The 24773-nt window shown below is 63.7% G+C and carries 24 protein-coding genes; 15 read left to right on the top strand and 9 right to left on the bottom strand.

The annotated features are described in order from the left end of the window. Positions 1-2: 2 nt before the first annotated feature. The 5 genes from BST28156_RS10795 (at position 3) to BST28156_RS10775 (ending at position 3894) form a co-directional block, all read left to right on the top strand. Entirely contained in the window at positions 3-605 is a 603-nt protein-coding gene (locus BST28156_RS10795; protein ID WP_174902201.1) for a class I SAM-dependent methyltransferase, read from the top strand. A gap of 46 nt (positions 606-651) precedes the next feature. Next, positions 652-1557, top strand: a complete 906-nt coding sequence (gene dapA / locus BST28156_RS10790) for a 4-hydroxy-tetrahydrodipicolinate synthase (RefSeq protein WP_174902200.1) — start codon at positions 652-654, stop codon at positions 1555-1557. A gap of 109 nt (positions 1558-1666) precedes the next feature. Beyond that, positions 1667-2812: an NlpB/DapX family lipoprotein gene (gene bamC / locus BST28156_RS10785; protein ID WP_060245264.1), complete on the top strand. Its 1146-nt coding sequence runs from the start codon at positions 1667-1669 to the stop codon at positions 2810-2812. A 4-nt stretch (positions 2813-2816) separates the two neighbouring features. Then, positions 2817-3593 carry an MBL fold metallo-hydrolase gene (locus BST28156_RS10780; RefSeq protein ID WP_174902199.1) on the top strand — a complete coding sequence of 259 codons (777 nt, stop codon included), beginning with the start codon at positions 2817-2819 and terminating at the stop codon, positions 3591-3593. Positions 3594-3711: 118 nt separating this feature from the next. Further along, on the top strand, positions 3712-3894 hold the full coding sequence (locus BST28156_RS10775) for a hypothetical protein (protein WP_162482999.1): 183 nt from the start codon (positions 3712-3714) through the stop codon (positions 3892-3894). Positions 3895-4216: 322 nt separating this feature from the next. On the opposite strand, the gene BST28156_RS10770 is transcribed toward BST28156_RS10775, so the two are convergent. Then, positions 4217-5437 carry a cupin domain-containing protein gene (locus BST28156_RS10770; protein WP_174902198.1) on the bottom strand — a complete coding sequence of 407 codons (1221 nt, stop codon included), beginning with the start codon at positions 5435-5437 and terminating at the stop codon, positions 4217-4219. A gap of 32 nt (positions 5438-5469) precedes the next feature. Here BST28156_RS10770 and BST28156_RS10765 point away from each other — a divergent pair, with 32 nt between their 5' ends. Continuing rightward, positions 5470-6024, top strand: coding sequence for an FKBP-type peptidyl-prolyl cis-trans isomerase (locus BST28156_RS10765; protein WP_060245261.1), 555 nt, complete (start codon positions 5470-5472; stop codon positions 6022-6024). On the opposite strand, the gene BST28156_RS10760 is transcribed toward BST28156_RS10765, so the two are convergent. Both BST28156_RS10760 and mutS read right to left on the bottom strand, forming a co-directional pair. Beyond that, positions 6004-7275 carry a hypothetical protein gene (locus tag BST28156_RS10760; RefSeq protein ID WP_174902197.1) on the bottom strand — a complete coding sequence of 424 codons (1272 nt, stop codon included), beginning with the start codon at positions 7273-7275 and terminating at the stop codon, positions 6004-6006. The genes BST28156_RS10765 and BST28156_RS10760 overlap by 21 nt on opposite strands. After that, a complete protein-coding gene (gene mutS, locus BST28156_RS10755; protein WP_437341286.1) occupies positions 7256-9943 on the bottom strand; it encodes a DNA mismatch repair protein MutS in 2688 nt (895 codons plus the stop codon). The genes BST28156_RS10760 and mutS overlap by 20 nt, the downstream gene beginning before the upstream one ends. Positions 9944-10102: 159 nt before the next feature. On the opposite strand from mutS, the gene BST28156_RS10750 reads away from it, so the two are divergent. After that, positions 10103-11377, top strand: a complete 1275-nt coding sequence (locus BST28156_RS10750; protein ID WP_174902195.1) for a tyrosine-type recombinase/integrase — start codon at positions 10103-10105, stop codon at positions 11375-11377. Here the strand turns inward: BST28156_RS10750 and BST28156_RS10745 are convergent. From BST28156_RS10745 to BST28156_RS10720, 6 genes are all read right to left on the bottom strand, one after another. Then, positions 11355-11597, bottom strand: coding sequence for a helix-turn-helix transcriptional regulator (locus tag BST28156_RS10745; protein ID WP_174902221.1), 243 nt, complete (start codon positions 11595-11597; stop codon positions 11355-11357). The two genes, BST28156_RS10750 and BST28156_RS10745, sit on opposite strands and share 23 nt — an antisense overlap. Before the next feature lie 8 nt (positions 11598-11605). Continuing rightward, positions 11606-11977, bottom strand: a complete 372-nt coding sequence (locus BST28156_RS10740; RefSeq protein ID WP_174902194.1) for a hypothetical protein — start codon at positions 11975-11977, stop codon at positions 11606-11608. 101 nt (positions 11978-12078) lie between these two features. Further along, complete coding sequence (locus BST28156_RS35175; RefSeq protein WP_174902193.1) at positions 12079-13731, bottom strand: ParB/RepB/Spo0J family partition protein; 1653 nt, start codon at positions 13729-13731, stop codon at positions 12079-12081. After that, the gene (locus BST28156_RS10730) at positions 13731-14093 is read right to left on the bottom strand and encodes a beta-hexosaminidase (RefSeq protein ID WP_174902192.1); all 363 of its coding nucleotides are present in this window, start codon (positions 14091-14093) and stop codon (positions 13731-13733) included. The genes BST28156_RS35175 and BST28156_RS10730 overlap by 1 nt, the downstream gene beginning before the upstream one ends. 50 nt (positions 14094-14143) lie before the next feature. Continuing rightward, positions 14144-14362, bottom strand: a complete 219-nt coding sequence (locus BST28156_RS10725; protein WP_174902191.1) for a hypothetical protein — start codon at positions 14360-14362, stop codon at positions 14144-14146. Between the two features lie 359 nt (positions 14363-14721). Next, positions 14722-15330 carry a hypothetical protein gene (locus tag BST28156_RS10720; RefSeq protein ID WP_174902190.1) on the bottom strand — a complete coding sequence of 203 codons (609 nt, stop codon included), beginning with the start codon at positions 15328-15330 and terminating at the stop codon, positions 14722-14724. A 327-nt stretch (positions 15331-15657) separates the two neighbouring features. Between BST28156_RS10720 and BST28156_RS10715 the strand changes: the two genes are divergently transcribed. The 8 genes from BST28156_RS10715 to BST28156_RS10680 all read left to right on the top strand — a co-directional run bounded on the left by BST28156_RS10715 (position 15658) and on the right by BST28156_RS10680 (position 24769). Further along, positions 15658-16188, top strand: a complete 531-nt coding sequence (locus BST28156_RS10715) for a phage regulatory CII family protein (protein ID WP_174902188.1) — start codon at positions 15658-15660, stop codon at positions 16186-16188. 1 nt (position 16189) lies between these two features. Continuing rightward, positions 16190-16573, top strand: a complete 384-nt coding sequence (locus BST28156_RS10710) for a hypothetical protein (RefSeq protein WP_174902187.1) — start codon at positions 16190-16192, stop codon at positions 16571-16573. A gap of 260 nt (positions 16574-16833) precedes the next feature. Beyond that, positions 16834-19341, top strand: coding sequence for a virulence-associated E family protein (locus BST28156_RS10705; protein WP_174902186.1), 2508 nt, complete (start codon positions 16834-16836; stop codon positions 19339-19341). 220 nt (positions 19342-19561) lie between these two features. Beyond that, positions 19562-20335: a DnaJ-like cysteine-rich domain-containing protein gene (locus BST28156_RS10700; RefSeq protein ID WP_174902185.1), complete on the top strand. Its 774-nt coding sequence runs from the start codon at positions 19562-19564 to the stop codon at positions 20333-20335. Between the two features lie 301 nt (positions 20336-20636). Next, positions 20637-21749 (top strand): GTP pyrophosphokinase, encoded by a 1113-nt coding sequence (locus BST28156_RS10695; RefSeq protein ID WP_174902184.1) that lies wholly within the window; start codon positions 20637-20639, stop codon positions 21747-21749. A gap of 217 nt (positions 21750-21966) precedes the next feature. Beyond that, positions 21967-22161 (top strand): hypothetical protein, encoded by a 195-nt coding sequence (locus tag BST28156_RS10690; RefSeq protein ID WP_174902183.1) that lies wholly within the window; start codon positions 21967-21969, stop codon positions 22159-22161. Positions 22162-22251: 90 nt separating this feature from the next. Beyond that, positions 22252-22821: a MarR family transcriptional regulator gene (locus tag BST28156_RS10685; protein WP_174902182.1), complete on the top strand. Its 570-nt coding sequence runs from the start codon at positions 22252-22254 to the stop codon at positions 22819-22821. Further along, positions 22727-24769: a phage terminase large subunit family protein gene (locus tag BST28156_RS10680; protein WP_367651224.1), complete on the top strand. Its 2043-nt coding sequence runs from the start codon at positions 22727-22729 to the stop codon at positions 24767-24769. Before BST28156_RS10685 ends, BST28156_RS10680 begins: the two co-directional genes overlap by 95 nt. Positions 24770-24773: the final 4 nt, after the last annotated feature.

Below are 24773 nucleotides of genomic sequence, written 5' to 3'. Positions count from 1 at the left end.
CCATGCACGAACCCGTCAGCGCCGCCGCGGGCGGTCATCTTGCGCAGGCCGAACCGTCGCGCTGGGTCGCCCGCTGGTCGCATCTCGTGGCCGCGGGCGGCGTGGTGCTCGACGTTGCCGCGGGCGGCGGCCGCCATGCGCGCTGGTTCGCGTCGCACGGGCATCCGGTGCTCGCGCTCGATCGCGACCCGGCGGCGCTGGCCGCGCTGCGTGCGATTCCCGGCGTCGACGCCCGCGACGCCGATCTCGAAGGCGCGCCGTGGCCGTTGCCGGCCGGCACGCAGTTCGCGGCGGTGATTGTTACGCATTATTTGCATCGCCCGCTCTGGCCGCACCTGCTCGATGCGGTGGCGCCGGGCGGCGTGCTGATCTACGAAACGTTCGCGCAAGGAAACGAAACGGTCGGCAAGCCGTCCAATCCTGCGTTCCTGCTCGCCCCGGGCGAGCTGCTGGACGCGGTGCGGGGCCATCTGCGGGTGGTCGCGTACGAGGACGGATTCGTCGCCGCGCCGCGCGCCGCGTTCGTCCAGCGCCTCGGTGCAGTACGCGAGGGCGCGACCCCGAAGGCGGGGGCGGGAATTCCACGTTACGAACTGCCCGGCTAATCCGCTACAATCTCAATGTTTACCGGTACATATTCAATCGCGTTTCATGGCTAACGGCACCCAAGACGGCATTCAAATCCGCGGCAGCATCCCCGCGATCGTCACCCCGATGCTCGAAGACGGCAGTCTCGACCTGCCGGCGTTTCGCAAACTGATCGACTGGCACATCGAGGAAGGCACCGACGCGCTCGTCGTGGTCGGCACGAGCGGCGAGTCGGCGACGCTCAACGTCGAAGAGCACATCCTGATGATCCGCACGGCCGTCGAGCATGCGGCCAAGCGCATCCCGATCATCGCGGGCGCGGGCGGCAACTCGACCGCCGAGGCGATCGAGCTGACCAAGCACGCGAAGGCCGTCGGCGCGGACGCGACGCTGCAGGTCGTGCCGTACTACAACAAGCCGACGCAGGAAGGCATGTACCGCCACTTCAAGACGATCGCCGAAGCGGTCGACCTGCCGGTGATCCTGTACAACGTGCCGGGCCGGACGGTCGCCGACATGGCGAACGACACGATGCTGCGCCTCGCGCAGGTGCCGGGCATCATCGGCGTGAAGGAAGCGACGGGCAACATCGATCGCGCCGCGCAGCTGATCAAGGCCGCGCCCGCGCATTTCGCGATCTACAGCGGCGACGATCCGACCGCGATTGCGCTGATGCTGCTCGGCGGCCACGGCAACATTTCGGTGACGGCGAACGTCGCGCCGCGCGCGATGAGCGCGCTGTGCCGCGCCGCACTGGCCGGCGACGTGAAGACGGCGCGCGAACTGCACATGAAGCTGCTGTCGCTGCACAAGAACCTGTTCATCGAGGCGAACCCGATCCCGGTGAAGTGGGCGCTGCAGGCGATGGGCAAGATGCAGGGCGGTATCCGCCTGCCGCTGACGGCACTCGACGAGCGCTGTCACGATGCCGTGCGTTCGGCACTCGTCGAGGCGGGCGTGCTCGCCTGATGTCCCGGCGGCCGCGCCCTGCGGCCGCCCTCGACCCCTGATCAACCCGCACCGGCCGGCTCCGTCCGGCGCCGCTCCTGACGAGCGTTCAAGCAAGACGAAGGATTTCATGAAACGTTTCGCCTTTTCCTCTCGCGCCATCCAGATGTCGGTGATGGCGCTGGCGCTGGGCGCGCTCGCCGGCTGCGATACGCTGAACGACTACCTGGCCCCCGACCGGGTCAACTACAAGAACACGGGCTCGGCGCCGCCGCTCGCGGTGCCGAGCGACCTGAAGCCGGTGCCGACGACGCAGCAGTTCGTCGCGCCGCCGACCAACGCCGGGCTCGGCACGCTGCCGCCGCGGGCGACGACGGCGGCCGGCAACGCGACGGACGGCATCCCGAATGCGCAGGATCCGTACGGCATGCACATCGAGCGCGACGGCGATCGCCGCTGGCTCGTCGTCGACGGCCGCACGCCGGAGCAGCTGTGGCCGATCCTGAAGGAATTCTGGCAGGAGAACGGTTTCTCGCTGAAGACCGACGCGCCGTCGACCGGCATCATGACCACCGACTGGGCCGAGAACCGCGCGAACATTCCCGACGACTGGTTCCGCCGCACGATCGGCAAGGTCATCGATTTCGCGTACTCGTCGGGCACCCGCGACCGGTTCCGCACGCTCGTGAACCGGACGCCGGACGGCAACACCGACATCTCGATCACGCACAGCGCGATGGAGGAAATGATGGTCGGCCCGCAGGGCGGCACGTCGTCGCGCTGGGAGGAGCGTCCGCGCAACCCGGTGCTCGAGGCGGTGTTCCTGACCAAGCTGATGCAGAAGTTCGGCTTGACCGAGGCGCAGGCGAAGCAGCTGTTGACCGATGCGCGCTCGTCGACTGCGCCCGCGCAGGTGACTGACACGAGCAGCGGCGCGGCGACGCTGCAGCTGTCCGAGTCGTTCGACCGCGCATGGCTGCGCGTCGGCCTCGCGCTCGACCGCACCAACTTCACGGTCGACAATCGAGACCGCGAGAAGGGCGTGTACACGGTGCGCTATGCAAACTCGATGGAAGAGCTCAAGCGCGACGGCCTGTTCGGCAAGCTGTTCTACGGCGGCCCGTCGGCCGCGAAGCCCGGCAAGGAGTTCCTGGTCAACGTGCGTGCGCAGGGCAATGGCGGCACGCAGGTCGCGGTGGTCGACGCGAACGGCCAGGTCGACAACTCGTCGGATGCGCAGCGGATCATTTCGCTGCTCCACGCGCAGCTGAACTGAGCGCGTGCGATTCGCCAGCCTCGGAAGCGGCAGCGAGGGCAACGCGCTGGTCGTCGAGGCCACGAGCGGCACGACCACCACGCGCGTGCTGCTCGACTGCGGTTTTTCCGCGAAGGAGGTCGAGCGTCGGCTCGGCCGCCTGAATCTCTGCATCGGCGATCTCGATGCGATCCTGATCACGCATGAACACAGCGACCACGTCGGCAGTGCGCTGACGCTCGCGCGTCGCGCATCGCTGCCGCTCTACATGAGCTGGGGCACTGCGCGCGCGGTCGGCGCGGACGACGCCGATGTCGATCTCCACGTGCTGTGGGGCGACGAGACGGCCGCAATCGGCGATCTGGCCGTGATGCCCTATACGGTCCCGCACGACGCGCGGGAGCCGCTTCAGTTCGTCTTTATGGACGGTTGCCGCCGCCTCGGCGTGCTGACCGACGTCGGGATGGCCACGCCGCACATCACGACCGTGCTGAGCGGCTGCGATGCGCTGGTGCTCGAATCGAACCACGATACCGCGATGCTCGCCGGGAGCCGCTACCCGCAGTCGCTGAAGGCGCGTATCGGCGGCAGCCACGGTCACTTGAGCAACGACGCGGCGGCCGGCATCCTCGCGTCGCTCGAACGCAGCCGGCTGCGGCATCTGGTGGCCGCGCACCTGAGCCAGCAGAACAACCTGCCGGAACTGGCGCGCCAGGCGTTTGCCGATGTGCTGGGGACGGACGGGGAGGACGTGATCGTCGCCACGCAGGACACGGGCTTCGACTGGCTGATGCTCGATTGAGCGGCCGGGGGGGGCAGGGTCGCGATGGCGGCCATTGCGCCGGCGCGGACGCGCTGCCCGGTTCCGCCAAACGGCAGACGTAAAAAAACCGGCCCATGGGCCGGTTTTTTTTCAGCTGATGCTGAGGCTTACTGGCTTGCGCCCGAAGCCGGAGCAGCCGTCGCAGCCGAAGCAGCCGACGCCACAGCAGCAGCTGCATCGCTCGCAGCAGCGGATGCCGACGAAGCAGCAGCCGACGCGTCGCTCGCAGCACCAGCAACTGCCGAAGCAGCCGACGAAGCGGCAGCCGATGCGTCGCTAGCAGCCGACGATGCGCTTTGGTCTGCGCTCTTGTTGCAAGCAGCCAGAGCAACAGCAGCCAACAGGGAAGCTACGAGGAGGGATTTCTTCATGATCACGTCCTTTTATGGTTAAAGGTAAGCAACAGCGCGAAACAATACCGGTAATGTGCTCCAACACCGACCTGGGCCGCTGGTGGAGACGCACTTCTAGAGCGTGAATCTTCCCTACGGCTTGGGCGGAAATTATATGCACTTTCCTATCGACCGTCGACAAATGCGGGGTCAATACGTTGTCTTTCCCATACAAAAATTGATTTGCATGAGCGTACAGGTCGGCCCACCCTAATTCCGGCTCCCGACCCGTATCCAGCCCGCACGATACCATTCGTGCAGCAAGGCTGTCATTGAGGGAACCCGGGAGAGTGTTACAAACCGTTTCGCCTCCATCTGGCGCTGATTTGCCAATTCGGGAAGCCATTCGTCGGCTTGCTCGAGCGGCCCTTCCTCGCCATTAATGAAGTACGAGCGCGCGTTATACAACAATGCGGCCCGTCTGTCGAGACACACGCCGCGGCGCGAGGCCTGCGCGACAAACGCGGCTTCGGACAGTGGGCGCGCGGGCGGGTCGAACACGACGTTCGGCTTCGGTTCGCTGAGGTAGCAGCCGAGGAATTCGGCGATGTCGCGCTTGCGCCAGCGGATCGCGTCGACGATCTCGGCGACGCGTTCGACCATGGCCGGCGGCAGCTGCGCCGGCGTGTCGACCGCCGGCTGTTTCGGGTCGCGGTAGAGGTCGTCGCCGACGCGCTCGCGCAGGCCGCCGCGCTCCGCGAGGTAATACAGGAACTGCGCGCCCAGCTCGCCGGCGGACGGCGCGCGAAAGCCGATCGAGCACGTCATGCATTCGCCTTCGGCCACGCCGTCGTGTGCGATATGCGGCGGCAGATACAGCATGTCGCCGGGCTCCAGCAGCCACTCTTCGCTCGGCTCGAAATGCTCGAGGATCTTCAGCGGCACGTCCGGCAGCAGCGACAGGTCTTTTTGCGCGCCGATGCGCCAGCGGCGGCGCCCTTCGACCTGCAGCAGGAATACGTCATACGAATCGAAGTGAGGGCCGACGCCGCCGCCGTCGGTCGCGTACGAGATCATCAGATCGTCGAGGCGCGCATCGGGGATGAAGCGGAACCGGTCGAGCAGCGCGCGCGCCGCGTCGACGTGCAGGTCGAGTCCTTGCACGAGCAGCGTCCAGGCCTTGCGCGTCGTCGCGGGCAGCGCGCCGGGCTCGAACGGGCCGTGCGCCAGTTGCCACTTGTTACGAAAATGGGTGATCAGTCGCGATTCTGCGTCATAGTCGGCTGCCAGCTCGAACAGCGCGTCGCGCGTGACGGGCGGCTTCACGCCGGGCATCGCCTGGCGAATCAGCAGCGGTTTTTTCTGCCAGTAGCGGCGCATGAATTGCGCCGGCGTGAGACCGCCGAGCAGCGGTGTGGGAAGATCGGGAGGCAGCGCGCCGAACGGGGCGGCAGCGGCGTCCCGCGGTTCGGCTTGAGACCGGTTGCGCATCGTATAATGAGACTTGTATTTGGGAGAATTGGATGAAAATCGCAAAAAACACGGTCGTCTCGATCGCTTACAAGCTGTCGGATGCGCAAGGCAACCTGATCGAGGAAAGCGACGAGCCGATGGTCTATCTGCACGGCGGCTATGATGGCACGTTCCCCAAGATCGAGGAACAGCTCGATGGTCATGAGCCCGGCTACCAGACGCAGATTCAGCTCGAGCCGCAGGACGCGTTCGGCGACTACGATCCCGAACTCGTGAAGATCGAGCCGCGCGATCGTTTTCCCGAGCCGATCGAAGTGGGCATGCAGTTCGAAGGCACGCCGGAGGATGGCGACGAGGAAGTCGACTCGCTGATCTATACGGTCACCGACATCGCCGAAGACAAGGTCGTGCTCGACGGCAACCATCCGCTCGCGGGTATGGCGCTGCGTTTCGCGCTGACCGTGCAGGACGTGCGCGAAGCGACCGAAGACGAGATCGAGCATGAGCACGCGCATGGCGCGGAAGGGCTGGAGATCGTCGACGAGGATGACGACGAGGAAGACGGCGCGAACGGCGAGTCGCCGTCAGGGCGCACCCTGCACTGAGCTCGCGGGCCGGCCGGGTGTCGGCCCGGACGCAGCGGGCGGCGCCGGCCACGATGCGCCGCCCGGCATCGTGCTGTCGCCCTGCAGCGGCGGCGCGACCGACGACGAGTCGGGCAGCGCCGGCAACGCCGGGATTTCCGGCATTTGCGGCAGCGGGACGTCGTCGTGCGGCATCAGCGGCAGGGCGGGCGGCACCGGCAGGTTTTTGGGCACGTTCTGCAGGCTCACGCTGAAGAGCGTCTGCCGCGCCGGCGACACGCTCACTTTCACCCACTGATTCGCCGGCTGGCGCGGTCCGATCGCGACACGCGTCACGTTTCCCACCAGTTCGCCGTTGTCCGCGTGCAGCGGGCGGTCGATCAGAAAACCGCTCGCGAGCGGTTCCGCGCTCGCATGCATCACGAGTATCGGGCCGCGGAACGTCGTCGCGGCCTTCACCAGTGTGCGTTTCAGCTCGCGAAAGCCGTCTCGCCCGCGCGGCCGGTTGAAGCGCAGCCACGCAAAGCGCTCCGCGCGCTCATAGCGATCGAACTGCGGATCGCCTTCGAAAATCACCACCATCGCGCGCGCATCGCGCCGCTTCGCATATTCGGCCGCATGGTCGATCCAGAACCCGTTCGCGATGATGCGGTCCTCGAATTCGCCGTTGCGGCCGCCGGCCGTCAGGAAATGATTGTTCGGCGCGGGCGCGTTGAGTGCGACATAGACGATGCCGTCGCGCATCCAGCGCGCGTTTTCGCGATATGGCCGGAAGCGTGCGACTTCGCTTTCGCGCGTGATCTGCAGTGCGCCGGGATCGGGCAGCGCCGAGTCGGCGAACAGGGTCTGCCGCAGGAAGTCGAGCCGTTCGACGGGATCGTAGCCGCCGCCGGCCGGCGTGCCGCAGGTCACCCAGTCGTCGTGGCCGGGGATGAACACGAGCGGCACGCGCGCGGCATCGAGGATCGCACCGCGCTGGGTATACACCGAATCGCGGCATGCTTCCTTCGCGCCCTTCAGGTCGCCCGCATAGACGATGAACGCGAGGTTGCGCTCGCGTGCGATCGCTTCGAGCATGCGCTGCGCGGCCGCTTCGTCCGCAGGCACGCTGATGACGCCCGAGACGACCGCGAACGAATAGGGCGCGGCGGTGCGCGCGGCGGGCGCCGCCAGCGCGCCGGCCTGCGACAGCGCGAGGGCCGCCGCGACGAACGCAGCGGCCGCGCGTGCGGGCAGGCCCGACATCGGGTGCTTACGCGTGCCCGTCGGCATCGTGCGACCGGACGAGCGTGCGCAGCTCGTACAGCAGGTCGAGCGCTTCGCGCGGCTTGAGGTCGTCGGGATCGACTTCGCGCAGCTTTTCGAGCGCCGGGTGCGGCGTGTCGGGCACGGTCGGCGCGTCCGCGCATTCGAAGTCGCCGGCCGTCGGCTGCGCGCTGAACAGGTCGAGCTGCGGCGTGTGCTGGGTGGCCGACTGCTGTTCGAGATACGCGAGGTGCTTGCGCGCCGCGCGGATCACGGGTGCCGGCACGCCGGCGAGCTGCGCGACCTGCAGGCCGTAGCTCTGGTTCGCCGGGCCTTCGTTGACCGCGTGCAGGAACACGATGCCGTGGCCGTGCTCGACGGCCGACAGGTGCACGTTGGCTGCCTGCGGGAATTCGGCCGGCAGTTGCGTGAGCTCGAAGTAGTGCGTCGCGAACAGCGTATAGCAGCCGTTGTGGGCGAGCAGATGGCGGGCGATCGCCCACGCGAGCGCGAGGCCGTCGAACGTCGACGTGCCGCGGCCGATCTCGTCCATCAGCACGAGGCTTTGCGGCGTCGCGTCGTTGAGGATCGCCGCCGCTTCGGTCATCTCGACCATGAAGGTCGAGCGGCCGCCCGCGAGGTCGTCGGCTGCGCCGATGCGCGTGAAGATCCGGTCGATCGGGCCGAAGCAGGCCGACTTCGCCGGCACGTAGCTGCCGACATAGGCCATCAGCGCGATCAGCGCGGTCTGCCGCATGAACGTCGACTTACCGCCCATGTTCGGGCCGGTGATCAGCAGCAGCTTGCGTTCGGCGCCGAACCGGCAGTCGTTCGCGATGAACTGCTCGACCTGCGCCTCGACGACCGGGTGGCGGCCCTGTTCGATCTCGATGCCGATTTCGTCGGTGAAGGTGGGGGCGACCCAGTCGAGCGCGCGGGCGCGTTCGGCAAACGCGGCGAGCAGGTCGAGTTCCGCGAGCGCCGACGCGACGCGCTGGCATTCCGGGATGAACGGCAGCAGCGCCTGCAGCACCGCGTCGTACAGCGCGCGCTCGCGCGACAGCGCGCGTTCCTGCGCCGACAGCGCCTTGTCCTCGAAGGTCTTCAGCTCGGGCGTGATGTAGCGCTCGGCGTTCTTCAGCGTCTGGCGGCGGCGATAGTCGTCGGGCACCTTGTCGGTCTGGCCGCGCGTGACCTCGATGTAGAAGCCGTGCACCTTGTTGTATTCGACGCGCAGGTTCGCGATACCGGTGCGGGCGCGCTCGCGCGCTTCGAGATCGATCAGGAACTGCCCGCAGTTCTCGGAGATGTCGCGCAGCTCGTCGAGCTCGGCGTCGTAGCCGCGCGCGATCACGCCGCCGTCGCGCACCATTGCGGCCGGCTCGGGTGCGATCGCGTTCGTCAGCAGGTCCAGACATTCGGCGGGCGGCTCGAGCGCCGCGTCGATGCGGGCGAGCGCATCCGCATTCGCGACGATCGGGCTGATGCGCTCGCGCAGCGCCGGCAGCGCCGCAAACGTGTCGCGCAGGCTCGACAGGTCGCGCGGCCGCGCGGACAGCAGCGCGAGCCGCCCGGTGATCCGCTCGACGTCGGCGATCTGGCGCAGCGCGCTGCGCAACGCGTCGAGGCTCGCGTTCGCGGGTGCGTCGAGCAGTGCGCCGATCGCCTGCTGGCGCGACTGCGCGGCAACCGACGCGCGCGGCGGATGATGCAGCCAGTGGCGCAGCAGGCGGCTGCCCATCGTCGTGCAGCAGGTGTCGAGCAGCGAGTACAGCGTCGGCGATTCGGTGCCGCGCAGCGTCTCGGTCAGTTCGAGATTGCGGCGCGTCGCCGGATCGAGGCCGATGTATTCGGTCTCGTTCTCGACCTTCAGGCTGCGCACGTGACGCAGCTGCTGTCCCTGCGTGGCGGCCGCATACAGCAGCAGCGCGCCCGCCGCGCCGCAGGCGCTCGTCAGCGAATGCGCGCCGAAGCCGTCGAGGCCCGCGACGTCGAGCTGGTCGCACAGGCGCTGCGTGCCCGATGCGATGTCGAAGTGCCATGCCGGCACGCGCTTGATCGCGCCCGCGCCGGGCGGCATCGTGTCGGTCGCGCCGTCCGCGGTCAGGATTTCGGCCGGGCGGATGCGCTCGAGTGCCGCGCCGAGCTGATCGGGTTCGATCTCGGCGAGCCGCAGCGCGCCGCTTGCGAGGTTCAGCCATGCGAGGCCGATGTTGACCGCGACGCCGCGCTTGTTGTGGCCCGTGCACATCGCGAGCAGGTAGACGTCGTTCTTGTCGGACAGCAATGCGGCGTCGGTGAGCGTGCCGGGCGTGACGACGCGCACGACCTTGCGCTCGACGGGACCCTTCGACGTCGCCGGATCGCCGATCTGCTCGCAGATCGCGACCGATTCGCCCATCTTCACGAGCTTGGCCAGATATTGCTCGACCGCGTGGTGCGGCACGCCGGCCATCTTGATCGGATTGCCGGCCGATGCGCCGCGCTGCGTGAGGGTCAGGTCGAGCAGGCGCGCGGCCTTCTCGGCGTCCTCGAAGAACAGCTCGTAGAAATCGCCCATCCGGTAGAAGACGAGGGTGTCGGGATGATCCGCCTTGATGCGCAGGTACTGCTGCATCATGGGCGTGTGGTTGTTAAAAGCCGCTTCTGTAAGCTGCTGTTTTCGTTCCGTAATTTCCTGCACGTCCTTATCCATCAAGGCATTCCGTCAATTTTGGGGGCTTCGGTATGGAGTTTCCCCATGTTGCGACATCTTGCTAAATTTTCGTCGTCAGCGTAGCTTTTCGTCTTTCGTGAAACCTACGCCTACGCGGGTGCTGTCCGGCGTGTGGCGGAAACCTACGCTGAGGTTTGAATGCGGTTTGACGCGCGTACGGCAAAGCAACTTTTGCCCGGTGCACATATAACTATCGACGGTTGTCCCGGCCTACGGCTCGAAGCGACAGCGTCGCGTCGTAGCTGGATCTACCGGTACAAATCGCCCGTCGACGGGCGCATGCGACAAATTAAAATCGGCGAATGGCCGGCGCTGTCGATCGCAGCGGCGGCCGTCGAGTGGGAGCGCTTAAGGGACCAGCGCAACGCAGGCAACGACCCCGCACAAACCAAGCGGCAAGCACTCAGCTCTGTCGCCGTAATGGTACAGCAAGGGGATTCGCCGACAGTGGGCGCAGTGTGTTCCGCCTATCTGAAAGGGCATGTCGAGCGCAATCGGAAGCCGAAGGGAGCCGCCGAAGTTGCCCGGATGTTTCGCACCATGCTCGGAGATATCGCCGAGACGCCAGCTGCCGAGCTGACGCGCGAGCGCGCATTTACCAAGATCGACTCATTTCGCCATATACCGGTGCAGGCGTCGAAGCTACGGCTTGAGTTGGGGGCTGCGTGGGACTATGCGCTCGACGCCGGCAAATTGCCAGAGTCCACGCCGAACTGGTGGCGTCAGGTCATGCGCGGTCGTTTGCGTAGCAACGGTAAGCGAATTCAGGGACAACCGACTGGAACTGTAAAGCGGTTTCTGAGCGACGCTGAGGCGGGGGCGGTGATCAACTGGTTGCCAAACTTCAGTCGCAACGTCGCGGACGCGCTGACGCTGTATCTGTGGACGGCAACGCGCGGTGCCGAGATTGGCGCGATGGAAGGGCGGGAAATTGCCGAAGAGGCGGACGGGCTTTGGTGGACGATACCGAAGATCAAGACCAAAAACGCTCGCCATGAAAGCGCGACGGACTTGCGGGTGCCGCTAGTGGGCCGAGCGGAAGCAATTGTACGTCGGCGACTGGAGCGCTATGGGAAAGGGTGGCTGTTCCCGGCAGAGCGCGGTGGCCCGATGCAGCAGAAAGTGTTCGGGCAGGCTGTTCATTTTCATATGCCCTATAGTGAAACGCGACCGGAGCAGCAGCGGCCACGTCTCGCAGTTACTCATTGGGCGCCACACGACCTGCGTCGCACGGCTCGCACCATGCTGGCTGCGCTCGGATGTCCATACGAGATCGGTGAGGCGATCATCGGGCACATGCTGCCGGGGATTGGTGGCGTCTACAATCGTCACCATTATGACGCCGAGCGCAGGCAGTGGTTGTCGCAGTTGAGCGCGAAGCTGGAGGCGGTCAGTCAGGCGCATGTGCGCTAGCCTTTCGTCGTCCAGTTCCGCAGTTGGGCGGCGGTAGGAATTCCGACGGCATCCGGGCCTCTGCCCATTCTTCGATTTCCCGCGTGAGCCATCCCACGCGGCGACCTGACAGCGCGCGAGGCTTCGGGAACTCTTCCTGTCGGACAAGCTTATGGATGACGGCTGGCGACAGGGAGATTGCGGCCGAGACCGATTCGATATCGAGGTAGATCGGTTTCATTGCAACGGTCATGCAGGTACTCCTTGATTCTTCAATGCTTCGTCGGCCGCGCCGGGTACGGCGCGAGCCAGTTGCATCAGCCCGGTTTCCAGTGTGATGCCGGCGGTTGCTGCCCAGGTGCGTGCGTCCTGCGCCGCCTTGTGGCGAGCGAACGATCCGATCTCGTTGGCCATGAGGTCCAGCAGCTCGACGTCGGCCGCGTGCGAGATCTCGGTGATCAACGCGCGGATCTCGATGCGTAGGGCGTCGAATCGCGCGAGCCTGCCTTGGCGGGGCTCCGCCAAGGCTTCGTTCGTCTGGATAGGTTTGCGCCGCGCGAGCGGCGCTTCGTCCTTCTGGATCGCTTTTGCGGGCGTCAGCCCGCTGCAATCGGACTGCATCGAAGTTCCGTTGACACTCGCCAGTGCGATAGCCGGGCGCTTCTTTGCGTGTCCCCGCTTTCGCGGCAGCGGACGTGGGGTAGAAAGGGCCGGGCGCGGGGTCAATTTGCGGCTCCGCTCGGGAACGGCCATGCGGATGCTGGGTCGAGGCCGGTCTTTGCTTTCCGCGCCGGGAACGCTGTGTCGAGAAGTGCCTTATTCGACGCGATCCGCTGCTTATGGCCGATGGCCGTCAACACATCCGACAAATCAGGGCGTTCGCCCTTGGCGGTCGCGGCAGAGAATTCGGCTGTCATGTCGGGATCGGGCATGTCGATGATCTTGTGTGCCCATTCGAGAATGCGCTTGAATGATGCTTGCTCTGCCTTCGTTCGCCCGTGGACCGGCGATTTGATCGTCTCGATGAGCCGCGCTGCGCCCGAACGGATCGCTTGAACGCGCGTCCATACCGCGCGCGTCTGTGGCGACACCTTCAGCGCGTCGCTCGCGAAGCTGGTCCCGGTGTTGTATTCGATCGCGTAAATCCATGCGCCAGGCGCAGGCTGTGCGACGCGAATGTACGCCAGCGGGCCCTTGATTCTCCCGGTCCGCTCAGGTCCGCATACCGTATCGATAGGCTCGCAGCCGCCATTTGCATCCGGCTCGGAGACGGGCCAGACCTTTCGAGGCGAGGGGTAGTCGAGTTGGTCGGTGAGCGGCAGCAGCGCGGTATGAACGGCTTCGATTGTCGGCTTTGCCAGTCGGCCGAAATTTTTGTCATGGAGTACTGCCTGCAGGGCCTGCAAAAGTTGCTTTGACTGTTTCTCGCAGATCTTGAGGGGGGCGCTTTGACGCGACGCTGCCTGCACCGGCGGCTGCGTCTCAATCGTGGCATCCGCGGCCGGCGACGCGACGAGCGGTGCAGCGTCAGCGACGGTGTCGGTGTTGCTGTCGACTGCTGCGGCTGCTGCTGGTGCTGCGGGTGCTGCGGGTGCTGCGGGTGCTGCGTGCTCGGGCGAACGTTCCGGGTCCGGCTGCGTATCGAGCAGGGGCACTGCTTCGAGATACTTCTTCGTCACCTTCGACTTGCCGGCTTCGGCCGCTTTGGACAAGCCTGCGACGATGCGTTCGAGCGCTTTGTCGCCGCCGTGCTGGCGGATCTGTTCGATCGCCAGTGTGCCGGTACATTGCCCCTTCCGTACGAGCTGATGCAGTTCGGCCGGTGCACGTTCGAGCAGACCGACGTCGCGGATCGTTTGGTCGGTGACATTCAAGCGCTTGCAGATGGCTGCGAGCGTCATGCCGTGAATATCTCGCAACTCTGCGACGGCAGCGGCCAGATCGAGCGGCGACGACGGTTTCCCGTTGTTGCTGTTATAGCCGTCGATAATCATTTCGGCACGATTGACCGTCTTGGCGTCGCGGACGACGACAGGAATCTTGCCGATGTCCTTGCCCGCTTCGATCGCTTTGCCGGCCGCAAGGTAGCGGTGCTGCCCCTTGTACACGTACAGGAGATCCTTGCCGTCGACCTTCCGTGCGTAGCAATGGAGCGGTGAACCCTTGTCGTATCCGTTCTCCATCATCAGTGCGGTGAGGTGCGTTACCCATTCGGCATCAACCGGCCGAATGTTGTCGGACGGGTCGTAGTGAAGCTGTTCGTAGGGGACCATCCAGAGGTCCGCTGACGTTGCGCCGGCCGCTGCGGCTGCGGCCTTGATGTTGCCGGTCGGGATCGACGCGGTCAGATCGAGCTGTCGGGTGCGATCGTCCATTACGCAACCTCCGATGCTGAGGTGGTACGCGGCTTGCCGGCCTTCTTCGCTTTATCGATAGCGTTCGATGTCGCTATGCCCGCCGCACGCTTTGCGTCTCGCAGGCGCTTGATCGCATCGGCGCAGTCGCCTTCGCTCGGGATCGAGATCTGCTTGCCAGCGATCTCAGCGCCGTCGAGGATCAAATATTCCGTATGCACGCTGTCGACCAAGGGGCGGCGACCGACAACGTATTTGCCGATCAGGATCGGGGTCGACGGCCGGCGTGCGTTCCGGTCGTATCGCGTAATGGTGCGCAGTGACAGCGTGTCGCGACGCTCAACGTCGACGACGGGAAGGGGGCGGGCTTTGATTCGCGGCATGGTGGTCTCCATGACGCCGGGGCCGGTCGCCCCGGCAAGGTCGGGGCGGCTTAAACGCTGACGTGATATGCGGTGGTCGGAGCGACTACCGGATCGTCCTGGAACACGTTCACGACGACAAACAGCAGGGCGGCGACTACCGTCCAGCGGAAGATCTTCGATTTTTCAAAGTTGCTTTGGCCGCCCGGTTCACGCGGGGCGATCCGGGGCGCTTGTTCGTGACGAAGCCATTCCCGGCGGGTTTCGGCGTGCAGATCGGTGAGTTTCATTTAGCTTCTCCGGTGACGCGTCTGTCGACGCTGCCCTCGAATTAAACACTACGTTTACGATTTGTGTAAACACAATGTTTATTTTGGGGGTGTGCGTCGGCGCGCGCAGGCCCGGAGATGGCGTTATCTCGTTATCTCACGTGGTTGCGTCTAGATAGGTTTCGAGTACGAGGGTTGACAAGCTTTGGCTCCAAGCAAGAACTGCGAGGAGATGGTTCTCGTCGAGGCGGGGCGGGGGAGCGGCGATTGTGCCGCCGCGTGAAATTGAAAAGTGAACTTCTGTTACAAACTCTGACCCAGCTGGGTCCGTCGTTATGCGTTGCTCACGTGTCCGTCGATATGAGGCGAAGTCGATTACGTTATCGCGTGGGTCCCCGTTTCTGTCCTTCATCGTTAGCGTGGTCTTCTGGCTTCACGGCCGCACGTATTGCGGCGAGTGAGCGTTTGGCAAACGCCGCTGAGCTTGTGCTTGTGACACCGGCCTCCAGCATGCCTTCGAGCGCTTGAAGTAGTTGAGGGGTTACAAGACCTCCTTCGGCTGCTCGCGTCAGAGCGATGCAGAACGATTTGGTGCGCTCGACGAGATGGGGGCTGGCGGTCGACAGCGGCTCCGGTTTCTGACGAGTGCTTGCGCTATCAGAGACCTTACCTTCTCGTAACGTGCCTTTCGCTGCACCTCTGTCGACCATGTCGCCGTCGCCAGATCTGAGCCATTCCGCCCGGCAGCCGATTGTTCTCGCGGCCTTAATGATTCCGGACGCGGACATGCCACGTCGCTCCCAGTTATTGATCAACTGCGGCGACTCGTTGAGCAGGCGAGCCACATTCGCGGGACCCTCAATGTCCCAAATTTCCTTGGCCGCAGCGTAAAGACGACGCGTGGTTTCGTGTATGGCTCGCATGGAGCCAATGTTCGATGAAGTAAACGTCTTGTTGTTAAACGCTGTGTTTGCAATGTGTATAAACATGGTGTTTAATCGTGCGCTATGGACAAATCAGCGCACATCCGAACGGATCGACAGACGATCGAACGACTCGGCGGCCCGGCAAGGGTGGCCGAGCTTCTCGGCTACGAAAAAAGCCTTGGTGGTACGCAGCGGGTCTGCAACTGGCTCGTCCGAGGCATACCTGCGGCGGTCAAGGTCGAGCGCCCCGACTTGTTCATGCCAAGCGTTGTTGCTGCGTCGAAGGACGATCCGAGCCGGCGAGGGCCAGTTCCTGCAGGCGATGCATCTTATGCGTCAGTCGAAATGTAGCGACAGCATGAAACAGGCCCTTTCTCAAGCAACCCTGCGATGACTTGCCGATACGACAGCACCGAATGGCTGGACGTGCTCTATACATCCGTTCGAAACACGCCTGGCGGCGTTGCCGACGCCGCAAACCATCTCACTATCCGGCGCAGTAAGAACATCACACCTGAATCGCTCCGCCTGCGCCTGCGCGGCGTCGGCGACAGTCGTTTGTCGATGGAAATGTTCGAGCTGTTGGTCGAGTGGATGCAGGAAAAGACGGGAGGCAGTGCGCACGCACTCGATGCGCTCCACGCGTTGAACGCGCGATTCGGACTGGTCGCCGAGCAAGTCGGCGATCACGGATCAGACGAGGCGCTTGAGCCGGGCACGATGCATCTTGTCTCTACGACGCTGCACCTGCAGGCGCACGTCGGTCGCGTAGCCGATGACGTAACCCGTGCGCTCGAAGATCAGCGGATCGATGACCGCAAGGCCGAAGAGATCATCGCGACCGGGCGCAAGGGGCAGCGGCTGTTCCAGAAGCTGATCCATGCAGCTCGTACCCTTGCGGCCAAGCGTCGGCGTCGCTGATATGGAGCGATTCAAGCAAGGCATGGCTTGCTGCCGGCCCGATCGTGAGCGGGTCGGCCTCTGCTGCTCACCGCAGCAGCAATTGGCGTGCGCTGTCACGAAGCTCGCATCTCAATTCGAGTGTGCCCCCGCTGAAGCAGGACGCCTGCTGTCAGAACTGATTGCCGCCTTCCCGGATCGCCTCGCTCCGATTCTTGCGGAAGCGAGCGCAGCGGGAAAGGTGCGTCCATTCGTAGAGCGAGCTGCGCGTGCATGCGCAGCGCTCGCAACCAAGGCGGAACGGCACGCGTTCCGCGATCAGCTTACCGATCGTCTCTGCGCGCTGGACCTTGCGGCGTTCGACGATCTCATGTCGGCGGAATGGCGTCGACTGCGCGGCAAATAACCGGAGACCCCAGTGAATGTGAACGGAATCAGCAGCGCGTTGCGACGCGGTGCGTCTCAGTACAGCCGCTCGCCGAGTGGCCGGCAGTGCTATGCCGCCGGCCGGGCAGCGTGGCGCAGCTTCTCTCACAGGGTCGCACGCGACCGTCGCCTCGCCGAGCTGGATTCGCCTCGGCGTGCGAGCTAAGGGGAGGCTGCTCAACGAATCGTGGTCTGGCCGCGAGACGCGGCCAAAGTAACTTTGATCGAGGGAATTTTCGTATGGCAACACTGGACCAGATCATTCAGCAATTGCGTGCGGCGGGGCATCCTGAGTTGCCCGCCGGGCATCCCATCGCGGACGGAAAGCATCATCGATACGGGCCGCGCAAGAAATACTGGTATCAGCTTCGAGAAATCATCAGCAAGGGCACGGTAATCGGCTATGGCGGTACGTTCGGCCATTTCTCGGGCGACGATCCGGGCACCGAGCGATTCGAGTGGAGCGGTGCACCGATGAGCGAGGAAGTGCTCGCGGAGACGCGTCGCCGGCAGGAAGCCGCCGACCGTGAGCAGGCGGAGCGTGATGCGCGTCAGGCGAAGCTCGCCGCGAACCGCGCGCGAGATCAGTGGAACCGTGCGGCGGAGCATGGCGAGTCCGCCTATCTTCAACGTAAGCGCATCACGGCGGAAGGCGTGCGTTTTGACGCGGACGGCACGATTTTCGTGCCGATGTATCAGTACGGCGGCGATGCTCGGCTCGTCGGCCTGCAGAAGATCACGCCGGACGGCGCGAAGCGCTTCAATAAGGGCATGGAAAAGAAGGGCGCGTCGTATCTCCTCGGCGCGGTCGGCGCAGACGATCAGATCGTGCTGGTCGCCGAAGGCTACGCGACCGCGCGCTCGATCCGTATGGCGATCGACGAGGCGTTCGCGGTCAATGTCTGCTTCGACGCGGGCGGTATCCTCCCGGCGGTGCGCTATCTGCGTACGACGTATCCCGATGTGCACGTGCTGGTCTGCGCTGACGACGACTGGAAGATCGAACAGCGCATGCGCGACTGGCTCGCCGACGAGTTCGCTTTCCGGGGCGAGCTGGTGTTCGGTGCCGAACCGGTGCGGATCGAGGCGAAGAACACGTGGTACATGGTCGCCGCGTCACGCCGTCTTGACGACAATGGCGTGCCGTATGCCGAGGTGAGCTACGGAAACGACGTGATGCCGTTGCGCCGTAAGCGCTTCGAGAACACGGGCCTGAAGCGTGCGTACGAGGCGGCAGCGACGGTCGCCGACGTCAGCGTCGTCTATCCGGCATTTGCCAATCGCGGCGAGCGCAAGCTGACCGATTTCAATGACCTGCACGTCGAAGAGGGCTTCGAGGCGGTCGAGGCGCAGGTGCAGGCGGCAATCTTGCGCGTCATCGCGCCAGCGAACGAAGAGATTCGGCCGGCGACGGTTGCAGTGTCGACCGCGGACTCAACGCCGACGAAGCCGGCCGCGACGTCCGCTGCCGCGAAACAGCCGGAATGGGATGGCCGCGAGGCAGAGAACGGCGCGCACACCTGGGAGCAGGATCTCGCGCGGTCTGACAAGGGGAGGCTGCTGCCGACGCTCGGAAACGTGCACCTGATCCTCTCGAACCACAAGGCGTGGCAGGGCGTGATCGAGCAGGACGACTTCGGTGGTCGTGTGATGAAGCGCAAAGCGCCGCCGTTCCCGCAGGGTGTCACGGGAGAGTGGACCGACATGGACGACCAGCGCACTGTTCTGTGGTTGTCTCGACGATATGGTCTCGACACGCGTACCGATATCGTGATGAACGCGGTCCTGTTGGTGGCGGACGCGACTCACTTCCATGACGTGCGCGAATACCTCGAAGGGCTGAAATGGGACGGCGTGCCGCGCGTGCGATCAATGCCATCAACATACCTGCGCGTGGCCGACAGCGAGTATGTGCGGCTCGCGTTCATGAAATGGATGATCGCGGCCGTCGCGCGCGTGATGGAGCCGGGCTGCAAGGTCGACAACGTCCTGATCCTCGAAGGTAAGCAGGGGCATCGCAAATCGACAGCGCTGAAGGTGCTGGCCGGCGCATCGTGGTTCACCGATACGCCGATCCAGATCGGCAACAAAGACACATACGCGGTGCTGGCCGGGAAGTGGGTGATCGAGCTGGCCGAGCTGGACTCATTGAACAAGGCCGACTCGTCGGCGGTAAAAAGCTTCTTCGCGACGGCCGTCGACCGGTTCCGCAATTTCTACGGCAAACGGGCGACCGACGTCCCGCGTCAGTGCGTGTTCGCTGGCTCCGTCAACTTCGACACGTACCTGAAGGACGAATCGGGCAACCGGCGCTACTGGCCGCTGCGTGTCGGCGGGCTGGTCGACATCGACGGCATTGTGGCCATTCGTGATCAGCTCTGGGCGGAAGCCGTGCATCTGTATCGCTCGGGCGTCGTGTGGCACGTCGAAGAGCATGAGCGCCCGCTGTTCGAGATCGAGCAGGCGGAGCGCTACGAAGGCGACGTGTACGAGGACAAGATCGCCAAGGCCCTGGAATTCGTGGCGCGCACGACGATGGAGGAAATCCTCGCGGACATTCTGAAGCTCGACACTTCGAAGTGGACGCTCGCGGAGCAACGCCGCATCGGCAAGGCGTTGAAGTCGCTCGGGTGGGTGCGCAAGCGTGAGTCGACCGGTTCGCGTGGTTGGTACTACGTGAAGGAAGAGCAAGAGCCGGAAGCGGAGCGCGAGCTGGTCGCAGCGGGTGATGACGACAGTCCGTTGTGATCGCGTGGCGCGCCGTGCCTGCACGGAAAGCGCGCCACTTGCCCCGCCTTGGCGCGCTGTGGACGTCCCATGTCCCAACGTCCCAAGGCGCGGTCTCGGGCGCGGGTGCAGGGGCGCGACATGCGCGACGTGAGCGGCGCATGTCGCATGTCGCAGGCGCGCACGCCTCCAAGCCTTTTCCCTTGGGACATTGAGACATTAGGACGAGTAGGAGAGAGTGATGATCGATTTGAAAGAGCGGGTGGGCGTTGCGATGAGCGTTCGTGGGCAGTTCACCGACCCGATTGCCGATCCTAAAGTAACTTTGGGCGCACTCGCCTTTGCGAACGATCTCGGGAGCTTGCTGGCCCGAATCAAGGCCGGGCCGCTGCCGACGGCGGCGACGGTCCGACGTGCAACGTTGCTGTTGGCGCAGATGATCCGGACGTCGGGCCGATTCAAGCGTGCGCGATTCACGGGCCTGTCGCGCGACGAGCGGCGCGATCAACGTGCGGGGAACACTGTCGAGCGTTCGAAGGTCGACATCGTTGAGCGGTTCGCTCTGCGGTTGCTGGACGAGTGGGTGAACGACCAGTGTGTCGAGTGCGAGGGACGCGGCGTTGTGCGTCGCGTGCCTGCCGTCACGACGTCAACGCGCACGTGTGATGTGTGCGGAGGCAGCGGGAAAGTGTGCGTATCAGAGGAGCGTATTCCGTTCTTCGAAGGGCGTAACGGGCCGCTTGTCTTTCGGGAATACGAACCATGCGACGACTGCGGCGGGATGGGGCGGATCGCTGCGTCGCCGGCTTCAGATTCGAAGGGCCGGCATATTTGCCCGTGCTGTTCCGGTTCCGGCAAGCGGCAGGTCGACGACGCTGGCCGAGCGCACGCGCTCGGCGTATCGCTCGACGAGTATCGGAAGAACTGGTCGTGGCGCTTCCACGACATGCTCGCGCTGCTGGATACGGTTGATGGATCGGTGTACGACACATTGCGTCGGCAATTGCGAGGATGAAACGTATTCCATTTCAAGAGCGGATCGCTTAAACTCTGCACATCCTTTACCGCGTCACTGGATAAATGAGCGACCGCATACTCGTGTCGCAACCTTAGCCCGACAGGCGTACTGATTCGCGGGAGCGCCGCGACCAACAACGATAATTGTCTGTCGGGATCTGTTGGGAGGGCGTTCGCCCTTACGAAATGAATATCGAAGCCCTGATTGCTGTGCATTCAGGGCTTCTTGCTTTTTGCCATGCGCTGACCGTCACCTGATATGCTAGTGACATGTTGAACGAGCAGCGGACGGGGAAGGCATGGAAAAAGATGTTTCGACAAAAATGCTCGACGCCTATGACAAGAACAACGGGTTGTACTCAGACTTCTGCGGTTCAGTAGAGCGTCTGCTTCGCGATCTTTTGAGCGAAAAACGCATCGAAATATTGAGTGTGACATCGCGTGTCAAAGGCAAGGGGAGTTTGGAGAGAAAGATTGCTACGAAAGGCGTAGGGCGGTACAAGTCGTTGGCTGATGTCACTGATGTTTGCGGTGTACGCGTGATCACTTATTTTGAAGGTGACGTTTCGCGTGTGGCTGATCTGATTCGCGCTGAGTTTGACATCGATGAGAAAAACTCAACGGACAAGTACCACGCGAGCGATCCGGATCGATTTGGCTACCGCTCGGTACACTTTGTCGTAACGCACCGAGCAAGCCGGAGATGTTTGTCTGAGTACCGGCGGTATGAGTCCTGCAAGGCAGAAATTCAGATTCGCTCGATACTTCAGCATGCGTGGGCGGAAATAGAACACGACCTTGGATATAAGGCATCGGAAGACGTTCCTGCGCCCGTCAGAAGGCGATTCTCGCGTCTCTCTGGATTGCTGGAGTTGGCAGACGAAGAGTTTATGACAATACGCAAAGAGATCGATGCGTACGAGCAGGCGTTGGCTAGTCGAATGTCGAAGGATCTAAGTGATGTCGCAATTGACGCAGCATCATATGTTGCATTTGTGAATGGTGATTCACTTGTGAAGAGCATTGACGACGCGATAGTCGGTCCATCGAGTGGGGTTGTGATTCCATCGCCTAAATCGAGAACGGACCGGAATGTGTCACAGCTACGATTCCTGGGGATTGATCGCGTTGGTCAGTTGAAGCAGCTATTGCAGGAGCACGAGGAGAAAATCGTCAAATTCGCCCATCGATTTGTCACGCGAGATGGACGTGAACTCTCCCAGGTGGTTTGGCCGGCTAAAGGGGTGGCGAGTGGAATCTCGATATACTACTTGGGGCTAGTGTTGTTAACAATGAGCGGGCAAGAAGGCCGTTTAAAAGAATATCTTGCGGAGTTCTTTCCCGGAAACGCAAACATGGAAGCGGATTTGAAGGCGACTGCTGCGGACCTTGCGGAAAAGCGGAACATGTAGTGTTCAGAACCGTATGCATCCGGACTCGCCGGTAGTCCGAAGGTGCACGTTTCAGAGAAGTGTCAAGTTGCAACCGGAATCGCATATCTTGGGGTGTTCTTGTGAGATTCGGTTGCGATTTCAGTTCAGCTAATCGCTGAGCGATCGGTGGGATTTTTAGCGGTGGTATAGCCCTGAGTGCGAAAGCCCTCGGGGCTTTTTGCATTGGGGCGCCGAAATGCGAATCGAGTCGACGAGCGCCGGGCCGAGCGAGGTCTGGTCGATGTGGGATGAAGATCGAAGCATGGGGCGCGTTACCGCACGGTGCTTCGTGTTTGACGACGCGATGGACCGCGTCGTGTGGGCGATGGACCGCGCGGGCGACGGCGTGACTGCCGATGTCGCGGTTGGTGCAGGTCTGCCTATTTTTTGAGCAGGCGGGGACCCTCGGGGCATCGCCACACGCGGGGGCTCGCACCCGCGTTTTTTCTCTACTGGCGAGTTTCCATAGGGGGTCATATTCATGCCGACTCAGCAGCAGATCGCTGACCATCTCGACCTTGACCAGTCGGCCGTTTCGCGGTTCGTCGACAAGGCTCGGCTCGATTACCGCGCGGTGTCGATCGACGAGATCCGCATCGCCTATATCCGGCATCTGCGTGAGGTTGCGGCCGGTCGCTCAAGCGAGACCGGGATTGACCTCGTCGCCGAGCGAGCGATGACGGAGCGTGTCGATCGCGAGATCAAACTGCTGACGCTGGCCGAGAAGAAGGGCCAGCTCGTCAATGCGGCGCAGCTCGAACAGGCGTACGGCCTGATGGTCGGCGCATTTCAAACGGAACTGCTGTCGCTGACCGACAAGCTGGTGCAGGAGCTGCACACGCTATACGGCGTCGAGGTCGACGTCGAATGGTTGAACGAGCACATATATGGATGTCTTGAGCAGCTTTCTGAATACGACCCAGACAGTCAACGCGGTGATTCGCCGGCTGGCGAAGATGCTGCGCCCGCCGGAGAAGATTGGGACGACGGAATGGGCGCGCAAGCATCGCAGGTTGAGCGCGAAGGGATCCGCCAGTCCCGGCCGCTATAACCCGAACATCACGCCGTGGGTGTTCGGCATGCACGACGCGCTGGACGATCCGACCGTGCAGAAGGTCGTGTGCATGAAGTCGGCGCAGGTCGCGTGGACGGACGGCGTGCTTCTGAACTACATCGGCAAGCGGATCGACGTTGCTCCGTGTCCGATGGTTGTCATGTTCCCGAAAGAGAAGACGGCGAAGAAATTCAACCTGGAGAAGTTCGAGCCGATGGTCGAGGTAACGCCTCGCCTGTCGGCCAAATTGCCCGTGCACGCGGCACGTGACAAAAACAACCTGTGGGATCACAAGACGTTCGCTGGCGGTTTCCTGAAGTTCGTCACGTCGAACGCACCGGATGACGTGAAGTCGACGCCGGCTCCGGTCGTAGCGGTCGAGGAACCGGACGACGCGAACACGAACGTGCGCGATCAGGGCGATTCGATCACGCTGCTGGAAGAGCGGATCAAGAGCTATTCGGGCCGGCAGCGCAAGATGATCTTGGGCGGCACGCCGACCGTCGACGGCCTGTCGCGCATCCAGCAGGGCTATGCGGCATCGGATCAACGCGTGTATCTGGTGCCATGCCCTGATTGTGACGAGGAGCATGAGCTGGCGTGGGAGAACGTCACCTGGAGCGAGGGTGCCGAAGTCGTGCATGAGGTCTACGGCCGTGCGCAACCGGAGACGGCCCGCTACACCTGCCCGCATTGCGGCTCTTTGTGGGACGACGCGACGCGCATTCGCGCAGTTCGCCGGGGGCGATGGGTTGCGACGGCGCCGTTTCACGGCGTTGCCGGCTTTCGCATCAACGAGCTGGTGTCGCCGTTTCCCGGCTCGAACATGGCCGAGCTGGTCAAGAAGTGGCTGACGGCCGACAAGGCGCTGCGCGAAGGCGACGATACGAAGATGCGCGCGTTCGTGAACAACTCGCAGGGGCGGCCGTACAAGTACCGGACGGATCTGCCCGAGCTGGACGTGCTCGCGGAGCGTGCGCTGCCGTACGAGGAGCTGACGGTGCCGGCCGGCGGTCTGGTATTGACGCTTGGCGTCGACGTGCAGCACGACCGGCTCGCGATCGTCCTGCGCGCATGGGGACGTGGAGAGGAAAGCTGGCTCGTTTTGTGGGGAGAGATCTACGGCAACGTGACGGAGCAGCAGCAAGACCCGATGGCTGGCGGTGTGTGGGGCGCGTTGACGATGCTGCTGTCGCATGCATACCGGCACGAGAACGGCTGGCTGCTGCGTGTACGCGCGACGTCGATCGACTCGTCGGACGGAGCGACGTCGGATGCGGTATACAACTACGTGCGTGCGGCGCAAAGGGCCGGTTACAACGTCATGGCCGCCAAGGGCAGTAGCAACATCGACGCGGAGATCTTCAGTGTGCCGAAGGCGTCGATCGACTCGACGCGCAACAACAGCAAGGCGGCAAAGTACGGGCTGCGGCCTTATATGGTCGGTGTGAGCCGCGCGAAGGATCTGATCCTCGAAAACCGGCTGAAGCTTGAGGGCGAAGGGCCGGGTCGCATGCACTGGTACAGCGACGTGCGCAGCGACTACCTGTCGCAGCTCACGGCGGAGGTTAAGGTGCCGGGGCCGCGTGGCGGTAAGCGCGTATGGAAGAAGATCAGCCCGCGTAACGAGGCACTGGACTGCGAAGGTTACGCGCTGCACGCGGCCCGGAGTGTGAAAGTGCATCTGATGACCGAGGCGCACTGGCAGGTCGAGCAGCATCGTGTGTCGCAGGCCTCGCTGTTCGACGCGGTTCCGGTGCTGGAGACATTGCCGTCGGCGCTGCCTGCCGAGGTACTTCCCGATCCGCCGGTCGAAGAGACCGTTACAGAGACTCCGCGGCCGTCGCCGCAGGTAGCAAAACCCACCGAAACCCCGCCCCCGAGCGGGGTTTCGCGCATTCAGGGGCGTCGTGTTGGTCGCTCGACGTACCTGAAGCGGCGCTAAACGA

The sequence above is a fragment of the Burkholderia pseudomultivorans genome (genome assembly GCF_902499075.1).
Taxonomy (GTDB): Bacteria; Pseudomonadota; Gammaproteobacteria; order Burkholderiales; family Burkholderiaceae; genus Burkholderia; species Burkholderia pseudomultivorans.
Note: the sequence above shows the minus strand (reverse complement) of the source record. Positions and strands in the feature narration are given on the sequence as shown.

What these genes read in the sequence shown, in the direction of transcription:
- BST28156_RS10740 (WP_174902194.1), bottom strand. Translation starts at nt 11,977, where the DNA reads ATGCAGTCCGATTGCAGCGGGCTGACGCCCGCAAAAGCGATCCAGAAG.
- mutS (WP_437341286.1), bottom strand. Translation starts at nt 9,943, where the DNA reads ATGGATAAGGACGTGCAGGAAATTACGGAACGAAAACAGCAGCTTACA.
- BST28156_RS10680 (WP_367651224.1), top strand. Translation starts at nt 22,727, where the DNA reads ATGCTGCGCCCGCCGGAGAAGATTGGGACGACGGAATGGGCGCGCAAG.
- BST28156_RS10760 (WP_174902197.1), bottom strand. Translation starts at nt 7,275, where the DNA reads ATGCCGACGGGCACGCGTAAGCACCCGATGTCGGGCCTGCCCGCACGC.
- BST28156_RS10710 (WP_174902187.1), top strand. Translation starts at nt 16,190, where the DNA reads ATGGAGCGATTCAAGCAAGGCATGGCTTGCTGCCGGCCCGATCGTGAG.
- BST28156_RS10725 (WP_174902191.1), bottom strand. Translation starts at nt 14,362, where the DNA reads ATGAAACTCACCGATCTGCACGCCGAAACCCGCCGGGAATGGCTTCGT.
- BST28156_RS10685 (WP_174902182.1), top strand. Translation starts at nt 22,252, where the DNA reads ATGCCGACTCAGCAGCAGATCGCTGACCATCTCGACCTTGACCAGTCG.
- BST28156_RS10700 (WP_174902185.1), top strand. Translation starts at nt 19,562, where the DNA reads ATGATCGATTTGAAAGAGCGGGTGGGCGTTGCGATGAGCGTTCGTGGG.
- BST28156_RS10715 (WP_174902188.1), top strand. Translation starts at nt 15,658, where the DNA reads ATGACTTGCCGATACGACAGCACCGAATGGCTGGACGTGCTCTATACA.
- BST28156_RS10730 (WP_174902192.1), bottom strand. Translation starts at nt 14,093, where the DNA reads ATGCCGCGAATCAAAGCCCGCCCCCTTCCCGTCGTCGACGTTGAGCGT.
- BST28156_RS10720 (WP_174902190.1), bottom strand. Translation starts at nt 15,330, where the DNA reads ATGTTTATACACATTGCAAACACAGCGTTTAACAACAAGACGTTTACT.
- BST28156_RS10765 (WP_060245261.1), top strand. Translation starts at nt 5,470, where the DNA reads ATGAAAATCGCAAAAAACACGGTCGTCTCGATCGCTTACAAGCTGTCG.
- BST28156_RS35175 (WP_174902193.1), bottom strand. Translation starts at nt 13,731, where the DNA reads ATGGACGATCGCACCCGACAGCTCGATCTGACCGCGTCGATCCCGACC.
- BST28156_RS10795 (WP_174902201.1), top strand. Translation starts at nt 3, where the DNA reads ATGCACGAACCCGTCAGCGCCGCCGCGGGCGGTCATCTTGCGCAGGCC.
- BST28156_RS10695 (WP_174902184.1), top strand. Translation starts at nt 20,637, where the DNA reads ATGGAAAAAGATGTTTCGACAAAAATGCTCGACGCCTATGACAAGAAC.
- BST28156_RS10705 (WP_174902186.1), top strand. Translation starts at nt 16,834, where the DNA reads ATGGCAACACTGGACCAGATCATTCAGCAATTGCGTGCGGCGGGGCAT.
- BST28156_RS10750 (WP_174902195.1), top strand. Translation starts at nt 10,103, where the DNA reads ATGCGGTTTGACGCGCGTACGGCAAAGCAACTTTTGCCCGGTGCACAT.
- BST28156_RS10745 (WP_174902221.1), bottom strand. Translation starts at nt 11,597, where the DNA reads ATGAAACCGATCTACCTCGATATCGAATCGGTCTCGGCCGCAATCTCC.
- BST28156_RS10770 (WP_174902198.1), bottom strand. Translation starts at nt 5,437, where the DNA reads ATGCGCAACCGGTCTCAAGCCGAACCGCGGGACGCCGCTGCCGCCCCG.
- BST28156_RS10775 (WP_162482999.1), top strand. Translation starts at nt 3,712, where the DNA reads ATGCTGAGGCTTACTGGCTTGCGCCCGAAGCCGGAGCAGCCGTCGCAG.
- BST28156_RS10690 (WP_174902183.1), top strand. Translation starts at nt 21,967, where the DNA reads ATGCGAATCGAGTCGACGAGCGCCGGGCCGAGCGAGGTCTGGTCGATG.
- dapA (WP_174902200.1), top strand. Translation starts at nt 652, where the DNA reads ATGGCTAACGGCACCCAAGACGGCATTCAAATCCGCGGCAGCATCCCC.
- bamC (WP_060245264.1), top strand. Translation starts at nt 1,667, where the DNA reads ATGAAACGTTTCGCCTTTTCCTCTCGCGCCATCCAGATGTCGGTGATG.